The 18,333-nt window shown below is 52.0% G+C and carries 14 protein-coding genes; 10 read left to right on the top strand and 4 right to left on the bottom strand.

Annotated elements, in window-relative coordinates:
• Window positions 1-27 precede the first annotated feature (27 nt).
• The 7 genes from hisS (at window position 28) to OGY04_RS21460 (ending at window position 7,972) form a co-directional block, all read left to right on the top strand.
• Window positions 28-1,302 (top strand): histidine--tRNA ligase, encoded by a 1,275-nt coding sequence (gene hisS / locus OGY04_RS21490; RefSeq protein ID WP_003835173.1) that lies wholly within the window; start codon window positions 28-30, stop codon window positions 1,300-1,302.
• A gap of 13 nt (window positions 1,303-1,315) precedes the next feature.
• The gene (locus tag OGY04_RS21485) at window positions 1,316-1,936 is read left to right on the top strand and encodes a YfgM family protein (RefSeq protein ID WP_003835172.1); all 621 of its coding nucleotides are present in this window, start codon (window positions 1,316-1,318) and stop codon (window positions 1,934-1,936) included.
• 10 nt (window positions 1,937-1,946) lie between these two features.
• Window positions 1,947-3,125 carry an outer membrane protein assembly factor BamB gene (bamB, locus tag OGY04_RS21480; RefSeq protein WP_008785453.1) on the top strand — a complete coding sequence of 393 codons (1,179 nt, stop codon included), beginning with the start codon at window positions 1,947-1,949 and terminating at the stop codon, window positions 3,123-3,125.
• Between the two features lie 118 nt (window positions 3,126-3,243).
• Window positions 3,244-4,716, top strand: a complete 1,473-nt coding sequence (der, locus tag OGY04_RS21475) for a ribosome biogenesis GTPase Der (protein ID WP_003835168.1) — start codon at window positions 3,244-3,246, stop codon at window positions 4,714-4,716.
• A gap of 300 nt (window positions 4,717-5,016) precedes the next feature.
• The gene (locus OGY04_RS21470) at window positions 5,017-6,558 is read left to right on the top strand and encodes a peptide MFS transporter (protein ID WP_048225012.1); all 1,542 of its coding nucleotides are present in this window, start codon (window positions 5,017-5,019) and stop codon (window positions 6,556-6,558) included.
• A gap of 63 nt (window positions 6,559-6,621) precedes the next feature.
• Complete coding sequence (locus OGY04_RS21465) at window positions 6,622-7,704, top strand: Gfo/Idh/MocA family oxidoreductase (RefSeq protein WP_286586021.1); 1,083 nt, start codon at window positions 6,622-6,624, stop codon at window positions 7,702-7,704.
• Between the two features lie 52 nt (window positions 7,705-7,756).
• Window positions 7,757-7,972, top strand: a complete 216-nt coding sequence (locus tag OGY04_RS21460; RefSeq protein ID WP_003835160.1) for a zinc ribbon domain-containing protein — start codon at window positions 7,757-7,759, stop codon at window positions 7,970-7,972.
• On the opposite strand, the gene xseA is transcribed toward OGY04_RS21460, so the two are convergent.
• Window positions 7,969-9,342 (bottom strand): exodeoxyribonuclease VII large subunit, encoded by a 1,374-nt coding sequence (xseA, locus tag OGY04_RS21455; RefSeq protein WP_208743870.1) that lies wholly within the window; start codon window positions 9,340-9,342, stop codon window positions 7,969-7,971. The two genes, OGY04_RS21460 and xseA, sit on opposite strands and share 4 nt — an antisense overlap.
• Before the next feature lie 160 nt (window positions 9,343-9,502).
• Between xseA and guaB the strand changes: the two genes are divergently transcribed.
• Complete coding sequence (gene guaB, locus OGY04_RS21450; RefSeq protein ID WP_003037756.1) at window positions 9,503-10,969, top strand: IMP dehydrogenase; 1,467 nt, start codon at window positions 9,503-9,505, stop codon at window positions 10,967-10,969.
• 63 nt (window positions 10,970-11,032) lie between these two features.
• Window positions 11,033-12,610 carry a glutamine-hydrolyzing GMP synthase gene (gene guaA, locus OGY04_RS21445; RefSeq protein WP_149607872.1) on the top strand — a complete coding sequence of 526 codons (1,578 nt, stop codon included), beginning with the start codon at window positions 11,033-11,035 and terminating at the stop codon, window positions 12,608-12,610.
• A gap of 134 nt (window positions 12,611-12,744) precedes the next feature.
• On the opposite strand, the gene mscS is transcribed toward guaA, so the two are convergent.
• A complete protein-coding gene (gene mscS / locus OGY04_RS21440; protein ID WP_286586000.1) occupies window positions 12,745-13,623 on the bottom strand; it encodes a small-conductance mechanosensitive channel MscS in 879 nt (292 codons plus the stop codon).
• Between the two features lie 364 nt (window positions 13,624-13,987).
• Window positions 13,988-14,191 (bottom strand): YfgG family protein, encoded by a 204-nt coding sequence (locus OGY04_RS21435; protein WP_008785446.1) that lies wholly within the window; start codon window positions 14,189-14,191, stop codon window positions 13,988-13,990.
• A gap of 350 nt (window positions 14,192-14,541) precedes the next feature.
• Here OGY04_RS21435 and OGY04_RS21430 point away from each other — a divergent pair, with 350 nt between their 5' ends.
• A complete protein-coding gene (locus tag OGY04_RS21430) occupies window positions 14,542-16,812 on the top strand; it encodes a bifunctional diguanylate cyclase/phosphodiesterase (RefSeq protein ID WP_258736403.1) in 2,271 nt (756 codons plus the stop codon).
• On the opposite strand, the gene ppx is transcribed toward OGY04_RS21430, so the two are convergent.
• Window positions 16,792-18,333 carry an exopolyphosphatase gene (gene ppx, locus OGY04_RS21425; protein ID WP_032944195.1) on the bottom strand — a complete coding sequence of 514 codons (1,542 nt, stop codon included), beginning with the start codon at window positions 18,331-18,333 and terminating at the stop codon, window positions 16,792-16,794. The two genes, OGY04_RS21430 and ppx, sit on opposite strands and share 21 nt — an antisense overlap.

The raw sequence follows: 18,333 nt of genomic DNA, 5'->3' as shown, positions 1-18,333 counted from the left end.
ATTTTTATATTCATAAAGAGAATAAACGTGGCAAAAAACATTCAAGCCATTCGCGGCATGAACGATTATCTGCCTGGCGAAACCGCCATCTGGCAGCGCATTGAAGGCACTCTCAAAAACGTGCTCGGTAGCTACGGTTACAGTGAAATCCGCTTGCCGATTGTAGAGCAGACCCCGTTATTCAAACGCGCGATCGGTGAAGTCACCGACGTGGTTGAAAAAGAGATGTATACCTTTGAGGACCGTAATGGCGACAGCCTGACGTTGCGTCCTGAAGGGACTGCGGGCTGCGTACGCGCCGGCATCGAACATGGTCTCCTGTACAATCAGGAACAGCGTCTGTGGTATATCGGGCCGATGTTCCGCCACGAACGTCCGCAGAAAGGACGCTATCGTCAATTCCATCAGCTGGGTGTCGAAGTATTTGGCCTGCAAGGCCCGGACATCGATGCGGAGCTGATTATGCTGACCGCTCGCTGGTGGCGCGCGCTGGGTATTTCTCAGCATGTTAGCCTTGAGCTGAACTCAATCGGTTCGCTTGAAGCCCGCGCTAACTACCGTGATGCGCTGGTCGCCTACCTGGAACTGCACAAAGAGAAACTGGACGAAGACTGCAAGCGTCGTATGTACACCAATCCGCTGCGCGTTCTCGACTCTAAAAACCCGGAAGTACAGGCGCTGCTCAACGACGCGCCTGCACTGGGCGACTATCTTGATGACGACTCTCGCGAGCACTTCGCGGGCTTGTGCAAACTGCTGGAATCCGCAGGCATTGCCTACACCGTCAATCAGCGTCTGGTTCGTGGTCTTGATTACTACAACCGCACCGTATTTGAGTGGGTTACCAGCAGCCTGGGCTCTCAGGGCACCGTGTGTGCCGGTGGTCGTTACGACGGTCTGGTCGAGCAACTTGGCGGTCGTGCAACGCCTGCCGTGGGCTTTGCTATGGGGCTGGAACGACTTGTTTTGTTAGTTCAGGCAGTTAATCCGGAATTTAACGCAGATCCTGTTGTCGATATATACCTGGTCGCTTCAGGGGCGGACACGCAGTCGGCGGCAATGACGCTTGCAGAACGTCTGCGCGATGAAGTTCCTGGTGTGAAACTGATGACAAACCACGGTGGCGGCAACTTTAAGAAACAGTTTGCCCGTGCCGATAAGTGGGGCGCCCGCGTTGCACTGGTACTGGGCGAGTCCGAAGTGGCTGACGGTACTGTTGTAGTGAAGGATTTGCGCTCTGGTGAGCAAACGGCAGTAGCGCAGGATAGCGTTGCCGCGCATTTGCGCACTTTACTGGGCTAAGGAGAAGGACAGCGTGGAAATTTACGAGAACGAACACGACCAGGTTGATGCGGTAAAACGCTTCTTTGCTGAAAACGGCAAGGCGCTGGCTGTTGGGATCATTTTAGGGGTTGGCGCGCTGGTTGGTTGGCGTTACTGGACCAGCCATCAGACGGAGTCCGCACGCTCTGCTTCTTTGGCATATCAAAATACGGTGACTGCGGTTAGCGCGGGTAAACCGGACAGCATTCCTGCCGCTGAGAAATTTGCTGCAGAGAATAAAAATACCTACGGCGCGCTAGCTTCACTGGAACTTGCGCAGCAGTTTGTTGACCAAAATGAACTTGAGAAAGCCGCAAGTCAGCTGCAACAGGGCTTGGCTGCGACCAGCGATGAAAATCTCAAAGCGGTGATTAACCTGCGTCTGGCGCGTGTTCAGGTTCAGCTTAAACAGGCTGATACCGCGCTGAAAACACTCGACACCATTAAAGGTGAAGGGTGGACGGCTATTGTTGCCGATCTGCGCGGTGAAGCGTTGCTGAGCAAAGGCGACAAACAAGGTGCGCGTAGCGCATGGGAAGCGGGTGTGAAAAGCGATGCCTCTCCTGCTCTGAGCGAAATGATGCAGATGAAAATCAATAATTTGTCCATCTGAGAGGGACCCGATGCAATTGCGTAAATTACTTCTGCCAGGGCTGCTTTCCGTTACCCTATTGAGCGGCTGTTCACTGTTTAGTGGCGAAGAAGATGTCGTTAAGATGTCCCCATTACCGGTGGTTGAAAACCAGTTTACTCCGTCTACGGAATGGAGCACCTCTGTAGGCAACGGTATTGGTGATTTCTATTCCAATCTTCATCCTGCGCTGGCGGATAACGTTGTCTATGCAGCCGATCGCGCTGGTGTAGTGAAAGCGTTGAACGCAGGCGACGGTAAAGAAGTCTGGTCTGTGAATCTGGGTGAGAAAGACGGCTGGTTCTCCCGTGCATCTGCACAGCTTTCTGGCGGTGTAACCGTGTCCGGCGGACATGTTTACATTGGCAGCGAAAAAGCACAGGTTTATGCGTTGAATACCAGCGACGGTACCACCGCATGGCAGACGAAAGTCGCCGGTGAGGCGCTGTCTCGTCCTGTTGTGAGCGATGGCGTAGTACTGATCCACACCAGCAACGGCCAGTTGCAGGCATTAAACGAAGCTGATGGCGCCATCAAATGGACCGTTAACCTCGACATGCCTTCCCTGTCTCTGCGTGGTGAATCCGCTCCGGCAACCGCCTTTGGCGCAGCTATTGTCGGCGGTGATAACGGTCGCGTGAGCGCCGTGCTGATGCAGCAAGGCCAGATGATTTGGCAGCAGCGTATCTCTCAGGCGACAGGCCCAACGGAAATCGATCGTCTGAGCGACGTTGATACCACGCCGGTTATCGTCAATGGCGTTGTTTACGCGCTGGCTTATAATGGTAACCTGACGGCGCTGGATCTGCGCAGTGGTCAAATTATGTGGAAACGCGAACTGGGCTCGGTGAATGATTTCATCGTCGACGGTAACCGTATCTACCTGGTTGACCAGAATGACCGCGTACTGGCGCTGACCACCGATGGCGGCGTGACGCTGTGGACGCAAAGCGATCTGCTGCACCGTCTGCTGACGTCCCCGGTATTGTATAATGGCAATCTGGTCGTCGGTGATAGCGAAGGCTACCTGCACTGGATTAACGTTGACGATGGTCGTTTTGTTGCCCAGCAGAAAGTCGACAGCTCAGGTTTCCTGACCGAGCCGGTCTCTGCTGATGGTAAACTGCTGATCCAGGCGAAAGACGGTACGCTGTACTCCATTACGCGTTAATCGTCCTGGCCGCTCGCTTTGAAAAACGGCTCCTGGTGCAGGGGCCGTTTTACTGTTTTTAACAACGGGGCAAAAAATGTGCCCGTTGTCTGATGATTTTTTAAATGAGGCTTTAAACATGGTACCTGTGGTCGCGCTTGTCGGGCGCCCTAACGTTGGCAAATCCACGTTATTTAACCGTCTAACTCGCACCCGAGATGCGCTGGTTGCGGATTTCCCGGGTCTGACTCGTGACCGTAAGTACGGTCGTGCGGAAATTGAAGGCCGTGAGTTTATCTGTATTGATACCGGCGGTATTGATGGTACCGAAGACGGTGTTGAAACCCGTATGGCGGAACAGTCGCTGTTGGCTATCGAAGAAGCAGACGTTGTGCTGTTCATGGTGGATGCACGTGCTGGCCTGATGCCAGCGGATGAAGCTATTGCTAAACATCTGCGTTCGCGCCAGAAACCGACGTTCCTGGTCGCCAACAAAACTGACGGACTCGATCCTGACCAGGCGGTTGTTGATTTCTACTCATTGGGTCTGGGTGAAATTTATCCGATCGCGGCGTCCCATGGTCGTGGCGTTCTCAGCCTGCTGGAGCATGTTCTGCTGCCGTGGATGGATGACGTTGCTCCTCAGGAAGAAGTGGATGAAGACGCAGAATACTGGGCGCAGCTTGAAGCCAAAGAAAACGGCGAAGAAGAGCCTGAAGACGATTTCAACCCGCAGGATTTGCCGATTAAACTGGCAATCGTCGGCCGTCCGAACGTAGGTAAGTCCACGCTTACTAACCGTATTCTCGGCGAAGACCGCGTAGTGGTTTACGACATGCCGGGAACCACGCGTGACAGTATTTATATTCCGATGCAGCGCGATGAACGCGAATATGTGCTCATCGATACCGCGGGCGTGCGTAAGCGCGGCAAAATTACCGAAGCGGTAGAAAAATTCTCAGTAATCAAAACGCTGCAGGCAATTGAAGATGCCAACGTGGTGATGCTGGTGATTGACGCGCGTGAAGGGATTTCCGATCAGGACCTGTCGCTGCTGGGCTTTATCCTAAATAGTGGGCGCTCACTTGTTATCGTAGTCAACAAGTGGGATGGCCTGACGCAGGAAGTAAAAGAGCAGGTCAAAGAGACGCTGGACTTCCGTCTGGGCTTTATTGATTTTGCGCGCGTACACTTTATCTCTGCGCTGCACGGTAGCGGCGTGGGTAATCTGTTTGAATCGGTCCGTGAAGCATACGATAGCTCCACACGTCGCGTGAGCACCGCGATGCTGACGCGCATCATGACCATGGCAGTAGAAGATCATCAGCCGCCGCTGGTGCGTGGTCGTCGTGTGAAGCTGAAATATGCCCACGCTGGTGGTTATAACCCGCCAATCGTGGTGATTCACGGCAACCAGGTCAAAGATCTGCCGGATTCCTACAAGCGCTATCTGATGAACTATTTCCGCAAGTCTTTGGACGTGATGGGGACGCCAATCCGTATTCAGTTCAAAGAAGGGGAAAACCCGTTTGCGAATAAACGTAATACACTGACGCCGACCCAGATGCGTAAACGTAAGCGTTTGATTAAGCACATTAAAAAAAGCAAATAATCGTTGCTGATGTTGATAAAAACCCGCGCTTGTCGCGGGTTTTTTTTCGGTATTCCATCGCCAGCCTCAGCCCGTGCGATGTCAATCACTATTCGATTTTTACCAAGTTTAAATCTAAGAAAGTAGACATTTGTCGAGTTTTCATCTTAAAGTCCGGGGGCTGGTACTAGACAAAACTAGCCTTAGGTTATCAAATGGTTAAATAACTTTTCGCCGCATGTAAAAAATCGGTCAGATACGTAACTGGCTGGCGTACATCGCGGTGTTTACACGCACGACGACATAACTTTCGGGAGAATTATGCAATCCTCTGTTAATCAAAAAGAAAGCCGAACTTTCTTCGGTCATCCTTATCCGCTCGGCTCGCTGTTTTTCACAGAGATGTGGGAGCGCTTCTCGTTTTACGGCATTCGCCCGTTACTGATCCTGTTTATGGCTGCTACCGTTTATGACGGCGGCATGGGGCTGGCGCGTGAAAATGCCTCGGCGATTGTGGGTATCTTTGCCGGTACGATGTATCTCGCCGCGCTGCCAGGTGGCTGGCTGGCGGATAACTGGCTCGGCCAACAGAAAGCGGTGTGGTACGGTTCCATTTTGATTGCGCTCGGTCACTTGTCGATCGCGCTCTCGGCCATTATGGGGAACAACCTGTTCTTTATCGGCCTGATGTTTATCGTACTCGGTTCCGGTCTGTTTAAAACCTGTATCTCAGTGATGGTTGGCACGCTGTATAAAAAAGGCGATGCGCGTCGCGACGGCGGTTTCTCGCTGTTCTATATGGGCATCAATATGGGGTCGTTTATCGCGCCGCTGATCTCCGGCTGGCTGATTAAATCCCACGGTTGGCACTGGGGCTTTGGCATCGGTGGTATCGGGATGCTGGTGGCGTTGATCATCTTCCGCGTGTTTGCCGTTCCATCGATGAAACGTTATGACAGCGAAGTGGGTCTGGACTCAACCTGGAACAGCCCGGTAGTGAAACGTAACGGTGTGGGCGCGTGGCTGCTGGCGCTGGCCGTCGGCGTAGCCGTTATCGTTACGCTGATTGCGCAGGGCGTGATTGTGATAAATCCGGTCGCGGTTGCCAGCATACTGGTATACGTGATTGCAGCCTCCGTTGCCTTGTACTTTATCTACCTGTTCATCTTTGCCGGTTTGAACCGTAAAGAGCGCGCCAGACTGCTGGTCTGCTTTATCCTGCTGGTTTCCGCCGCGTTCTTCTGGTCTGCATTTGAGCAGAAGCCAACCTCATTCAACCTGTTCGCTAATGACTACACTAACCGTATGATCGGCGATTTTGAAATCCCGGCGGTCTGGTTCCAGTCGATAAACGCACTGTTTATCATTCTGCTGGCACCGGTATTCAGCTGGGCGTGGCCGAAACTGGCGAGCATGAATATTCGCCCGAGCAGCATCACCAAGTTCGTTATCGGTATTCTCTGTGCCGCTGCAGGCTTTGGTCTGATGATGCTGGCAGCGCAAAACGTTCTCAGTAACGGTGGCGCAGGCGTCTCCCCATTCTGGCTGGTGGGCAGTATCCTGATGCTGACGCTTGGTGAGTTGTGCCTGAGCCCGATCGGTCTGGCGACCATGACGCTGCTGGCTCCGGAAAGAATGCGCGGGCAGATGATGGGCCTGTGGTTTTGCGCCAGTGCGCTGGGTAACCTGGCCGCAGGTCTGATTGGTGGTCATGTTAAGGCCGACCAACTGGATATGCTGCCGGATCTCTTCGCTCGCTGCTCGATTGCGTTGCTTATCTGCGCCGCGGTACTGATCGTCCTCATTGTGCCGATCCGTCGCATGCTGGAGAATACGCAAACTAAACCGGCTACTAGCGCCTGATAACACCTCGATTGTGCCGGGGCAGACGTGATGTCCCGGCCAATTCATTTACGAGGTGAGAACATGCTGTTAGGGTTTGTTGGGCTTGGCGCAGTCGTTGAAACGGCATACTTGCCCGCATTGCGTAAACTTTACGGTGATTCCCTGTGCTGTGTGGGATTTGACGTGCAACCCGCAAAACAGCCCGCTGGTGTGACACGCTGTGCATCGCTCGCTGAACTTCTTGCAACACCGCTTGATACCCTGTTTATCACCACCGCATCCCTGCATCATCTCGATGTGCTTGAACAGGCGCTGGCCGCTCCCATCGCACGAATCGTGGTTGAAAAACCGATTGTTGCCACGCTTTCCCAAATTGAAAAACTGAAAACGCTGCTGGAGCAACCCGACGCTGCCGACCGTGTGCTGGCGCTCGACCACTGGATGGCGCGCAATGGCGCAATGCAGCTGGCATTGGGAAAACTCGGTGCGCAGTGGCAGGGCGATAACCCACAACAGGCACTTGTCTCTCACTTTTCAGACGTTGTTAAAATCGACGGTTTTTTGCAGGAGCCGAGCGGATATAACGCTACAGGAGAGCCGATCGCGCTCAACTTTGCCACTGGTGAGCCAGATACGCGTGAGCTTCGCCACCCGGACGGTGTGATTCTGGACATTGGCACACACGTACTGGCCATGCTGCGTGAAACAGTGCGTTACCTGGGCGGTAATGACAGCATGACCCTGCAGGTGAAGAGCGCTAAAGACCGTCTGGGACGTAACATCATCCAGGGTGACCTGACCACGGCTGAAGGAGAGGCGCATCTGCAAGGACTGATTAGCGGTGTACCGTTGGATATCTGGCTGAATAAATACGCGGGGCCTGCTGGCGGACAAAAAGGTCTGCGCCTTTATCTGCGTGATGGGCGTATCATCAGCTACGACCGACGGGGTGCCGCCGATGTGCTCGAATTGATTGACGGTGATGTTGTGCAACGCTGGTGTCTGCCTGGTACGATTTATGCCCATTGTCTGGCGGAACATATTCTGGGGACGCAAAGTCTGTTTGAACGCAGCCCGCAGGAGGTGAGCCGCACGACGAAGCGCAGGCTGGAGGAGGTAGAACGATTACTGATCCTACAGCAACAGTTGCGTGGTTCACACTAAGCGTATCATGGTAAAATTAGCGCAGAATTGAACGCCATTTAAAGGAGTCACCATGTCGATGACCTGCCCGGATTGTCATGCAGAACTGGAACCACAAAACGGTGTGGCACACTGTGAAAACTGTAAAAAAGATATTCCGTTAGAAGCGCGCTGCCCGGAGTGCCATCAGCCACTCCAGGTGTTAAAAGCCTGCGGTGCGGTGGATTACTTCTGTCAGAATGGCCATGGTCTGATCTCGAAGAAACGTGTGGAATTTGTGCCGGTTTAATCTGGCTTTTTCTTACGCGTTTTCTTTGCCGTCGTTACGCCTTTCACTTCGCTCTCTACCCAGCCGTCTGACAGGCGGGTAGTGAGCACATCACCGGTTTTTACCTGTTTGGTCTGCTTCAGCACTTTGCCGTCGGTCGCGGTAGTGACGCTATAGCCGCGAGCGAGCGTCGAGAGAGGACTCACCGCTTCAAGATGCGTCACCGCATTACCGAATCGTTCTCGCTGTGCACTTAAACGCGCGCGGATATTCTCTGCCAGACGGTACTCCAGTTGCTGAATACGGGTTTGCGCCCGATAAATTCGCGGCTGTGGGTTTTGCTGGCTCAGGCGTTGACTTACGCGCTGTTGGCGCTGATTGGCCTGCTTAATCTTATTCTCAAGAGCGAAATTCATCCGCTGACGCAGCCGCTCCAGCACGGTCTGCTGACGGGCCAGACGCAGTTGCGGATGTTGCTGTTGCAAACGGTGATGAAGCTGGGTAAAGCGACGAGTACGGTTGGCGATGTAGTAGTCCATCGCCATCTCCAGACGCTGCTGGCCATGCTGAATTTGACGCAGCAGTTCCAGTTGATTGCGGCTAACAATTTCCGCCGCTGCTGATGGCGTAGGCGCCCGTAAATCTGCAATAAAATCGGCAATAGTGACATCTGTTTCGTGGCCGACGGCGCTTACCACCGGAATGCGGCTGGCAAAGATTGCCCGTGCTACGCGTTCGTCGTTAAAACTCCACAAATCTTCCAGAGAACCGCCGCCGCGCCCGACGATAAGCACATCGCACTCGCCCCGCGCGTTCGCCAGCTCAATGGCGCGAACGATCTGTCCTGGCGCATCGTCGCCCTGGACCGCGGTCGGGTAGATAATAACGGGCAGGGATGGGTCACGGCGCTTCAGCACGTGGAGAATGTCGTGCAGCGCAGCCCCGGTTTTCGAGGTAATGACCCCAACGCAGTGAGCCGGAGAGGGTAGTGATTTTTTGAACTGCTGATCGAATAGCCCTTCAGCCTGCAGTTTGGCCTTGAGTTGCTCATATTTTTGCTGCAACAAGCCTTCACCAGCTGGCTGCATGCTCTCAACAATTATCTGATAGTCGCCACGCGGTTCGTACAACGTAATGTTGGCGCGTACCAGGACCTGCTGACCGTGCTGCGGGCGGAACGTTACCCGTCGATTGCTGTTGCGAAACATCGCGCAGCGTACCTGGGCGGTGTCATCTTTGAGCGTGAAATACCAGTGACCGGAGGACGGCTGAGTGAAATTCGAGATTTCACCGCTGATCCAAACTTGTCCCATTTCCTGCTCAAGCAGCAAACGAACCGTCTGATTTAGGCGGCTTACGGTAAAAATTGAGGTGGTCTGAGAGGATAACATGTGAGCGGGATCAAATTCTAAATCAGCAAGTTATTCAGTCGAAAGTAACATGCTCACAGAGGAGCGCAAGGTTTTTTTGCAAAAAAGTGTGGATGCAATCGGTTACGCTCTGTATAATGCCGCGGCAATATTTAATAACCTCCCAGGTGAGATATTGCCCATGCTACGTATCGCAAAAGAAGCCCTGACGTTTGACGACGTCCTCCTCGTTCCCGCTCATTCTACCGTTCTGCCGAATACTGCTGACCTCAGCACCCAGTTGACGAAAACCATTCGCCTGAACATTCCTATGCTCTCCGCAGCAATGGACACCGTGACGGAAGCGCGCCTGGCAATTGCCCTGGCCCAGGAAGGCGGCATCGGTTTTATCCACAAAAACATGTCCATCGAGCGCCAGGCTGAAGAAGTTCGCCGCGTGAAGAAACACGAATCTGGCGTGGTAACTGACCCACAGACCGTACTGCCAACCACTACTCTGCGCGAAGTGAAAGAACTGACCGAGCGTAACGGCTTTGCTGGCTACCCGGTAGTGACTGAAGATAACGAACTGGTCGGCATCATCACCGGCCGTGACGTGCGTTTTGTGACTGACCTGAACCAGCCGGTTAGCGTATATATGACGCCAAAAGAGCGTCTGGTGACCGTTCGTGAAGGCGAAGCGCGCGATGTCGTTTTTGCCAAAATGCACGAAAAACGCGTTGAGAAAGCGCTGGTTGTTGATGACAGCTTCCACCTGCTCGGCATGATCACCGTAAAAGATTTCCAGAAAGCAGAACGTAAACCTAACGCCTGTAAAGACGAGCATGGTCGTCTGCGCGTTGGTGCAGCGGTAGGTGCTGGCGCAGGTAACGAAGAGCGTGTAGACGCGCTGGTTGCCGCTGGCGTAGACGTTCTGCTGATTGACTCCTCTCACGGCCACTCTGAAGGCGTTCTGCAGCGTATCCGTGAAACTCGCGCTAAATATCCGGACCTGCAGATCATCGGCGGTAACGTTGCTACGGGCGCAGGTGCTCGCGCGCTTGCTGAAGCTGGCTGCAGCGCAGTTAAAGTGGGTATCGGCCCTGGCTCCATCTGTACTACCCGTATCGTGACCGGCGTCGGTGTTCCGCAGATCACTGCCGTTTCTGATGCCGTTGAAGCGCTGGAAGGCACCGGTATTCCGGTTATCGCCGACGGCGGTATTCGTTTCTCCGGCGACATCGCTAAAGCGATTGCTGCTGGTGCTGCCGCAGTGATGGTTGGCTCCATGCTGGCGGGTACTGAAGAATCCCCGGGTGAAATCGAACTGTACCAGGGCCGTTCTTACAAATCTTACCGCGGTATGGGTTCTCTGGGCGCGATGTCCAAAGGGTCTTCTGACCGTTACTTCCAGAGCGATAACGCTGCTGACAAACTGGTCCCGGAAGGTATCGAAGGTCGCGTTGCCTATAAAGGTCGCCTGAAAGAGATCATTCACCAGCAGATGGGCGGCCTGCGCTCCTGTATGGGTCTGACCGGCTGTGGTACTATCGACGCGCTGCGAACGAAAGCAGAGTTTGTACGCATCAGCGGTGCGGGTATTCAGGAAAGTCACGTTCACGATGTGACCATCACCAAAGAGTCCCCTAACTACCGCATGGGCTCCTGATAAGTTTCCGCGCCCGGCTATATGCCGGGCGAATTTGTTTCACTTGCCTCGGAATTAGCGTCAATGACAGACAATATTCATAAACATCGCATTCTCATCCTCGATTTCGGCTCGCAGTACACTCAGCTGGTTGCACGTCGCGTACGTGAACTGGGCGTCTACTGTGAATTGTGGGCATGGGATGTTACGGAAGCACAAATTCGCGAATTCAACCCAAGCGGTATCATTCTTTCCGGTGGTCCGGAAAGTACCACCGAAGAAAACAGCCCGCGTGCGCCGGAATACGTTTTCAATGCGGGCGTGCCGGTGTTCGGCGTGTGCTACGGCATGCAGACCATGGCAATGCAACTCGGTGGCCATGTTGAAGGTTCTAACGAACGTGAATTCGGCTATGCGCAGGTTGAAGTTCAGACCGACAGCGCGCTTGTCCGCGGTATTGAAGACTCCCTGACCTCAGACGGCAAACCGCTGCTGGACGTGTGGATGAGCCACGGCGACAAAGTGACCGCCATTCCGGAAGGTTTCGTGACCGTTGCCAGCACCGACAGCTGCCCGTTCGCTATCATGGCGCACGAAGAAAAACGCTTCTACGGCGTGCAGTTCCACCCGGAAGTTACCCACACCCGTCAGGGCATGCGCATGCTGGAGCGTTTTGTGCGCGACATCTGCCAGTGTGAAGCGCTGTGGACGCCGGCAAAAATTATCGATGACGCCGTTGCCCGCATTCGTGAGCAGGTTGGCAATGATAAAGTTATCCTTGGTCTGTCCGGCGGCGTTGACTCCTCCGTGACCGCGATGCTGCTGCACCGTGCAATCGGCAAAAACCTGACCTGCGTGTTCGTCGACAACGGTCTGCTGCGTCTCAACGAAGCTCAGCAGGTGATGGATATGTTCGGCGACCACTTTGGCCTGAACATCGTTCACGTGGAAGGCGAAAAGCGTTTCCTGGACGCGCTGAAAGGCGAGAACGACCCAGAAGCTAAACGTAAAATCATTGGCCGCGTATTCGTGGAAGTATTTGATGAAGAAGCGCTGAAGCTGGAAGACGTTAAGTGGCTGGCGCAGGGCACCATCTACCCGGACGTGATCGAATCCGCGGCATCAGCCACCGGTAAAGCGCACGTTATCAAATCTCACCACAACGTGGGCGGTTTGCCGAAAGAGATGAAGATGGGTCTGGTTGAGCCGCTGCGTGAGCTGTTCAAAGACGAAGTGCGTAAGATTGGTCTGGAGCTGGGCCTGCCGTACGACATGCTGTACCGTCACCCGTTCCCGGGACCGGGTCTGGGCGTACGTGTGCTTGGCGAAGTGAAGAAAGAGTACTGCGACCTGCTGCGTCGCGCGGATGCTATCTTCATTGAAGAGCTGCACAAAGCTGACCTGTACAACAAGGTAAGCCAGGCGTTCACCGTGTTCCTGCCGGTTCGTTCCGTTGGTGTGATGGGCGATGGCCGCAAGTACGACTGGGTTGTTTCCCTGCGTGCGGTCGAAACCATCGACTTTATGACCGCGCATTGGGCACACCTGCCGTATGACTTCTTAGGCCGCGTCTCTAACCGCATTATCAACGAAGTGAACGGTATTTCCCGCGTGGTGTATGACATCAGCGGTAAGCCGCCAGCTACCATTGAGTGGGAATAATATCCCTTTCCGTTAGCGGTTTTTTGAACCGGTAATATGCAAAAAACCCTCTGTTTATAGAGGGTTTTTTATTGCACGCATTTCAGAAAATACTTCAGCAAATACTTCAGGCGCATGTTCTGCAGGAAAGTACGCTAATCGACCAGTTGCAGCTGAGACTGTTGCTGAGGTGCGACATGCTGAATACGCACATCCATCTGTGGATAGGGTAGGTCGATGTGGTTGGCGTCCAGCGCCTCTTTAATGTTTTCCAGCAGATCGTAATAGGTATTCCAGTATTCGATATTGGGCACCCATACGCGCACGTAAAAATTCAACGCTGAAGCGCCCAGTTCGCCCAGACGAACGGTTACCCCACGTTGCTTATCGATGCGGCTGTCCAGCTCGATAATGTGATTAATAACTTGCTTAACCTCTGCAATCCGACTCTGATAACCCACACCAATCACCAGATCGATACGACGAAAAGGGTGACGGGAATAGTTAATGATGTTGTCAGCGATGATCTTACCGTTTGGAATCACCACTTCTTTGCTGTCCGCGGTTAGCAGGGTGGTGGAGAAGATGTGCACCTTTTCTACTGTTCCGGTGACTGCACCAATCTGCACTACTTCTCCGGCGCGAAAAGGTCGCAGGGAAACCAACAGCACGCCAGCGGCAAAGTTGGAAAGCGAGCTTTGTAACGCGAGGCCAATGGCCAGTCCGGCGGCACCGATGACGGCAATAATGGAGGATGTTTCAATACCGATGCGACCTAATGCGGCGACGACGGAAAAGGCGAGGGTAATGTAACGTACCAGCGCGGTGAAGAACTGAATGATCGTTCTGTCGACTTTACGTTTAAGCAGTAACTTTTCCAGCCCACGAGAGAGCAGACGAGCGATAAATTTACCGATAAACAATAAGATCACGGCGGCAACGATATTCCAGCCGAATTGAATGACAGCATCGCTGTGCCCGGCGATCCACTCAAGGCCGCTTCTTATTTTCGGGAATAATAAAAAACCACTCATGGTATTACCCTGTAGTATTTAAAAATGATAACAATTCAAATAACTATTTAATTTTCATGCGAAATATAAATGCTTGCATCAGTGATATTTGCTGGTGATATTAATTAGCGTTTATTTGAGCACTGTTTGTCTTTTTATGTCCGCTAAACCGGAACTTAAAAATCAGCGCGAATGGTGCGGTGAAGTGGGATGAAAAGATTGTGCATTTGTGCGAAAAATACGGCCGATTATCTGATAATTAAGCGGGAGAGGGGGGATATGTGTAAAGTTTCGTCACTCAAATCCCTTACCGGATGGTTAAATGTCAGGCGATTAGCCATCCGGTAAGGAATCTTAATGCTGGGGGTATCACAGGCGCGAGCGATCAATGTTCGTCGGTTTGTGCAGGAGCTGTCTGTTGCGGCTGAGTGGTCTGCTGAGATTCTTTTTTGTCCTGGTGGTGATGCCACGCACCAATGGCGGAGTAGACGAAGCGTCCGAAGAAGAAGAGAAAGCTGATAAGCAGTACGATCCGGATCATGCGACTGTTAAATCGGTGTCGTTTGCGTAGGCTGGTAACCTGGCTCACAAAAGGTTCCTTGTAGTGTACCCAACTGAGGGCGATACTCACATTAAGGCACACTGAGAGGGAATGGTCAATTCTTCCTTATGTAAAATTGCTTCAGTTGTTTTATCTTCTTATGTTATGGAAATTAATATTATTATTTGCATGAATAATGTATTAACGATAAAAAATAATGAAAAGAGTAATAATTGATGAATGAGGGGGATGTTTTTTGATATGTATCAAGCATCACAATTTGCTGACAACTAAAATCGATGAATCATTGTGATGTATTTTACTTTATCGTTTTAAAGTCAGGTGGGATGCCTGTCTGAATACCCCCTACAGGATGTGTGGGATTCTACTGAGCATCTATGAAACTCAATAAAAATTATATTGGTATTAGAGATAGATGGTGGGCATTACCTCTCATCTTACCTTCTTTGTTGTTGCCTATATTGAGCACTGCCACCACCTATGCCCATATTAGTACGGGGACCGTAATTCTTTTCTACCTGCCGTTAGCGCTGATGATTAGCCTGATGCTTTTTTTTGGCTGGACGGCATTGCCAGGTATTATCATTTCCATTATCTGGTACAAATATCCGCAGGTCGGGTTATTTGAAACACTTTCAATAATTTCGCACTTTATAGTTACAATCGTGCTTAGCTGGGGAGGATATAAAGTATTTTCTCCTCGACGAAACAACGTTTCCCACGGCGATTCTCACCTGATGTTTCAGCGTATGTTCTGGCAGGTCTTCTGCCCGGCAACGCTGTTTCTGATACTCTTCCAGTTTGCTGCATTTGTGGGTGTTTATGAAAGCAAATCCGGCATGGTGGGCGTTATGCCCTTCAATACAGGCACATTGATCAACTATCAGTCCATACTCGCGGGGAATCTTGTAGGTGTGCCGCTGTGTTATTTCATCATTCGAACAATTCGCAACCCCTTGCATCTGAGAGGCTATTTTTCTCAGTTAAAGCAGCAGTTTGATACCAAAGTGACTAAAACAGAGTTTGCGGTCTGGTTGATTATATTGACTGTGCTAATGGCAATGTTGTGTATGCCGCTCAATGAACAAAGCTCAATATTTAGCACGAATTATACCTTGTCACTGTTACTTCCCGTCATGCTTTGGGGGGCAATGCGTTACGGTTATAGATTTATTTCGTTGATATGGGCGGTCGTACTTATTACCGCAATTCATTATTATCAGCGCTATATGCCATGGTATTCGGGTTACGATACGCAGCTTGCCATTACCTCATCAAGTTATCTGGTTTTTTCCTTCATCGTGAATTTCATTGCGGTCCTGGCAACGCGTCAACGTTTTGTTACCCGGCGCAACCATCGCCTGGCCTTCTTTGACCCTATGGTGCATATCCCGAATTTGCGCGCTTTGAACCGGGATTTGAAAAACGCGCCATGGTCAGTGCTTTGCTTTTTGGGTGTTCCGGGCATGGAGCTGCTGGTGAAAAATTACGGCATTATGCTGCGTATCCAGTACAAGCAAAAACTGGCTCAGTGGATAACACCGTTGCTTGAACAGGATGAGCATGTCTATCAATTGTCAGGTAATGATTTAATCCTGCGTTTTAACACTGAGCTACACCAGGAACGCATTGAAGCACTGGACAGGCATATCAAGCAGTTTCGTTTTGTTTGGGACGGAATGCCTTTGCAACCGCAGGTTGGGATCAGCTTTTGCTATGTCCGTTCTCCTGTTAACCATATCTATTTGTTGCTGGGAGAGTTAAGTACCATTGCCGAATTATCGCTGGCAACCAATTCTCCAGAGAATTTGCAGCGGCGTGGTGTGATGCACCTGCAACGCGACCTGAAAGATAAAGTTGCGATGATGAACCGTATTCAGCAGGCGCTGGAGAACAATCGCTTTTTCCTGAAGGCGCAGCCGATTTTTGGCGTGCGTGGCGACGTTTATCACGAAATCCTCCTGCGGCTTGAGGGGGATGACGGTGAAACTATTGCCCCTGATAACTTCTTGCCGGTAGCCCATGAGTTTGGTTTGTCATCCCGTATCGATCTGTGGGTGATTGAAAATACGTTGAAATTTATGGCGCAGAATCGGGAAAAAATGCCCGCCCACCGGTTTGCTATCAACTTATCACCCACCTCAGTATGTCGCGCGCGACTTCCTAATGACATCAATCAGTTACTGAATAAGTACAAGGTTGAAGCATGGCAACTTATCTTTGAAGTGACGGAAAGCAATGCCTTGACCAATGCGGAACAGGCACAGGCAACGTTGCTGCAGCTGCAATCACTGGGCTGTCAGATTGCGATTGATGATTTTGGTACTGGGTATGCCAGCTATGCGCGGCTGAAAAATGTGAATGCCGATATCCTGAAAATTGACGGTAGCTTTATTCGCAATATTGTTTCGAACAGCCTCGACTACCAAATCGTGGCCTCTATTTGCCACCTGGCGCGGATGAAAAGAATGCTGGTGGTTGCGGAGTACGTCGAAAGCGAAGAAATACGCAGTGCGGTGATTTCGCTGGGGATTGATTACATGCAGGGGTATCTGATTGGTGAGCCACTGCCGTTGAATGAAACGCTGGAAAAGCAGGTGCCAGATGAACTGACACCTGCTGAGATCTTATGCGGCGATATCGGGTGAGCTCTCTTCTTCAATTTTGAGTCGCCAGCCTGTTACGGCTTCCCAGTATTGCTGCTCTTTTTCCAGATCGAGCAGCACCAGCGCATTTTGGCTAAACCAGTCATGCGGGAAGCGTAAGGTCCAGTGGCTGTCGTCGGTAATCAGGGTCAAAGTCGGCGGTGTGGTGGTCGCCTGACGCTGATTATTCAACAGCACGCCCAGGCGCAGCAGCTGAATTAACGGCAGAAACTGTTTCTTCTTAAACAGCGTAAAGCGGGGCAAGTCGTCGAGCTTAATCGCTTTGCGATGATAACGAACTAATGTTGCCATCATCAGCTGTTGTTCCTGATTGAAACCAGGCAGATCGCTGTTTTGTAAGATATACGCAGAGTGGCGATGCAAACCGCTGTGGTTAATGTTCAGCCCAACCTCATGCAGCATTGCTGCCCAACGCAGTAACGCTTCCAGTTGGGGATTGGCCAGCTTTGGCTGCTGCGTATGCCACTGGTCGTACATTTGCATCGTCGTTTCTAGTACGCGCCGGGCCTGTTCGCTGTCAATGTTGTACTGGTTCGCCAGGCTGCTGGCGGTACGGCTGCGAACGTCCTGGTGGCGAAAACGGCCTTCCATCTCGTACAGCACACCTTCACGTAACGCACCATCAGAAAGGCGAAGTTCGCGAATAGCTAACGCGTCAAAAACGCCGCACAGAATCGCGAGTCCGGGTACAAACACTGCTTTTCTTTCTTCTGACAACCCAGGCAAGCTGAGCGCATCAAATGACGCGTGCTTCAACACTTCAGATGTCAGCTTGTCCAGACGTTCGGGGGTGATAAAACCGTCTTTTTCACCCATCTCCAGCAGCACTTCATGGGCTGCTTTAATGGTGCCCGATGCGCCCAGCGCAACGTTCCAGCCCTGAATGCGAAACTGCCAGGTTAAGGTTTCGAGCTTTTGCGCAGCCGCCATGCGGGCACGCTGGAAGTTTTCGCGGTTAATTACACCGCGCGGGAAATACATCTGGGCAAAGCTGACGCAACCCATACGGCGGCTTTCGACCAGTTTAGGCTCGAAATCTTCTCCGATCACCAGTTCTGTTGAGCCGCCGCCGATATCGATAACCAGCTTGCGACCTTTTTCCGGCTGCGTATGTTCAACGCCCATAAAGATCAATCGGGCTTCTTCGTTGCCGGAAATAATCTCAATTGGGTAGGGGATGACTTTTTCCGCTCGCTTGAGAAAATCAGTCGCATTCAGTGCCTGACGCAAAGTATGGGTTCCCACGATACATACGCTTGATGGAGGAAACCCCTGCAAACGTTCGGCGAACAGTGATAAACAGCTTAGCCCGCGCTCCATGGCCTCTTCGCTCAGCTTGTTATCTTCGCCGAGGCCATCCGCCAGATGTACGCGTTGTTTCAGTCGCCCAATAATTTGCATTGCGCCATCAACCACGCGGGCAATGACCATATGGAAACTGTTTGAACCAAGGTCGACCGCAGCAAATTCCTGCGGTCGTGGAGTCTTGTCGTGTATTGGCAT

Source organism: Citrobacter sp. Cpo091 (genome assembly GCF_030332645.1).
GTDB classification, from domain to species: domain Bacteria; phylum Pseudomonadota; class Gammaproteobacteria; order Enterobacterales; family Enterobacteriaceae; genus Citrobacter; species Citrobacter portucalensis.
This window is presented reverse-complemented; position numbering and strand designations above follow the sequence as displayed.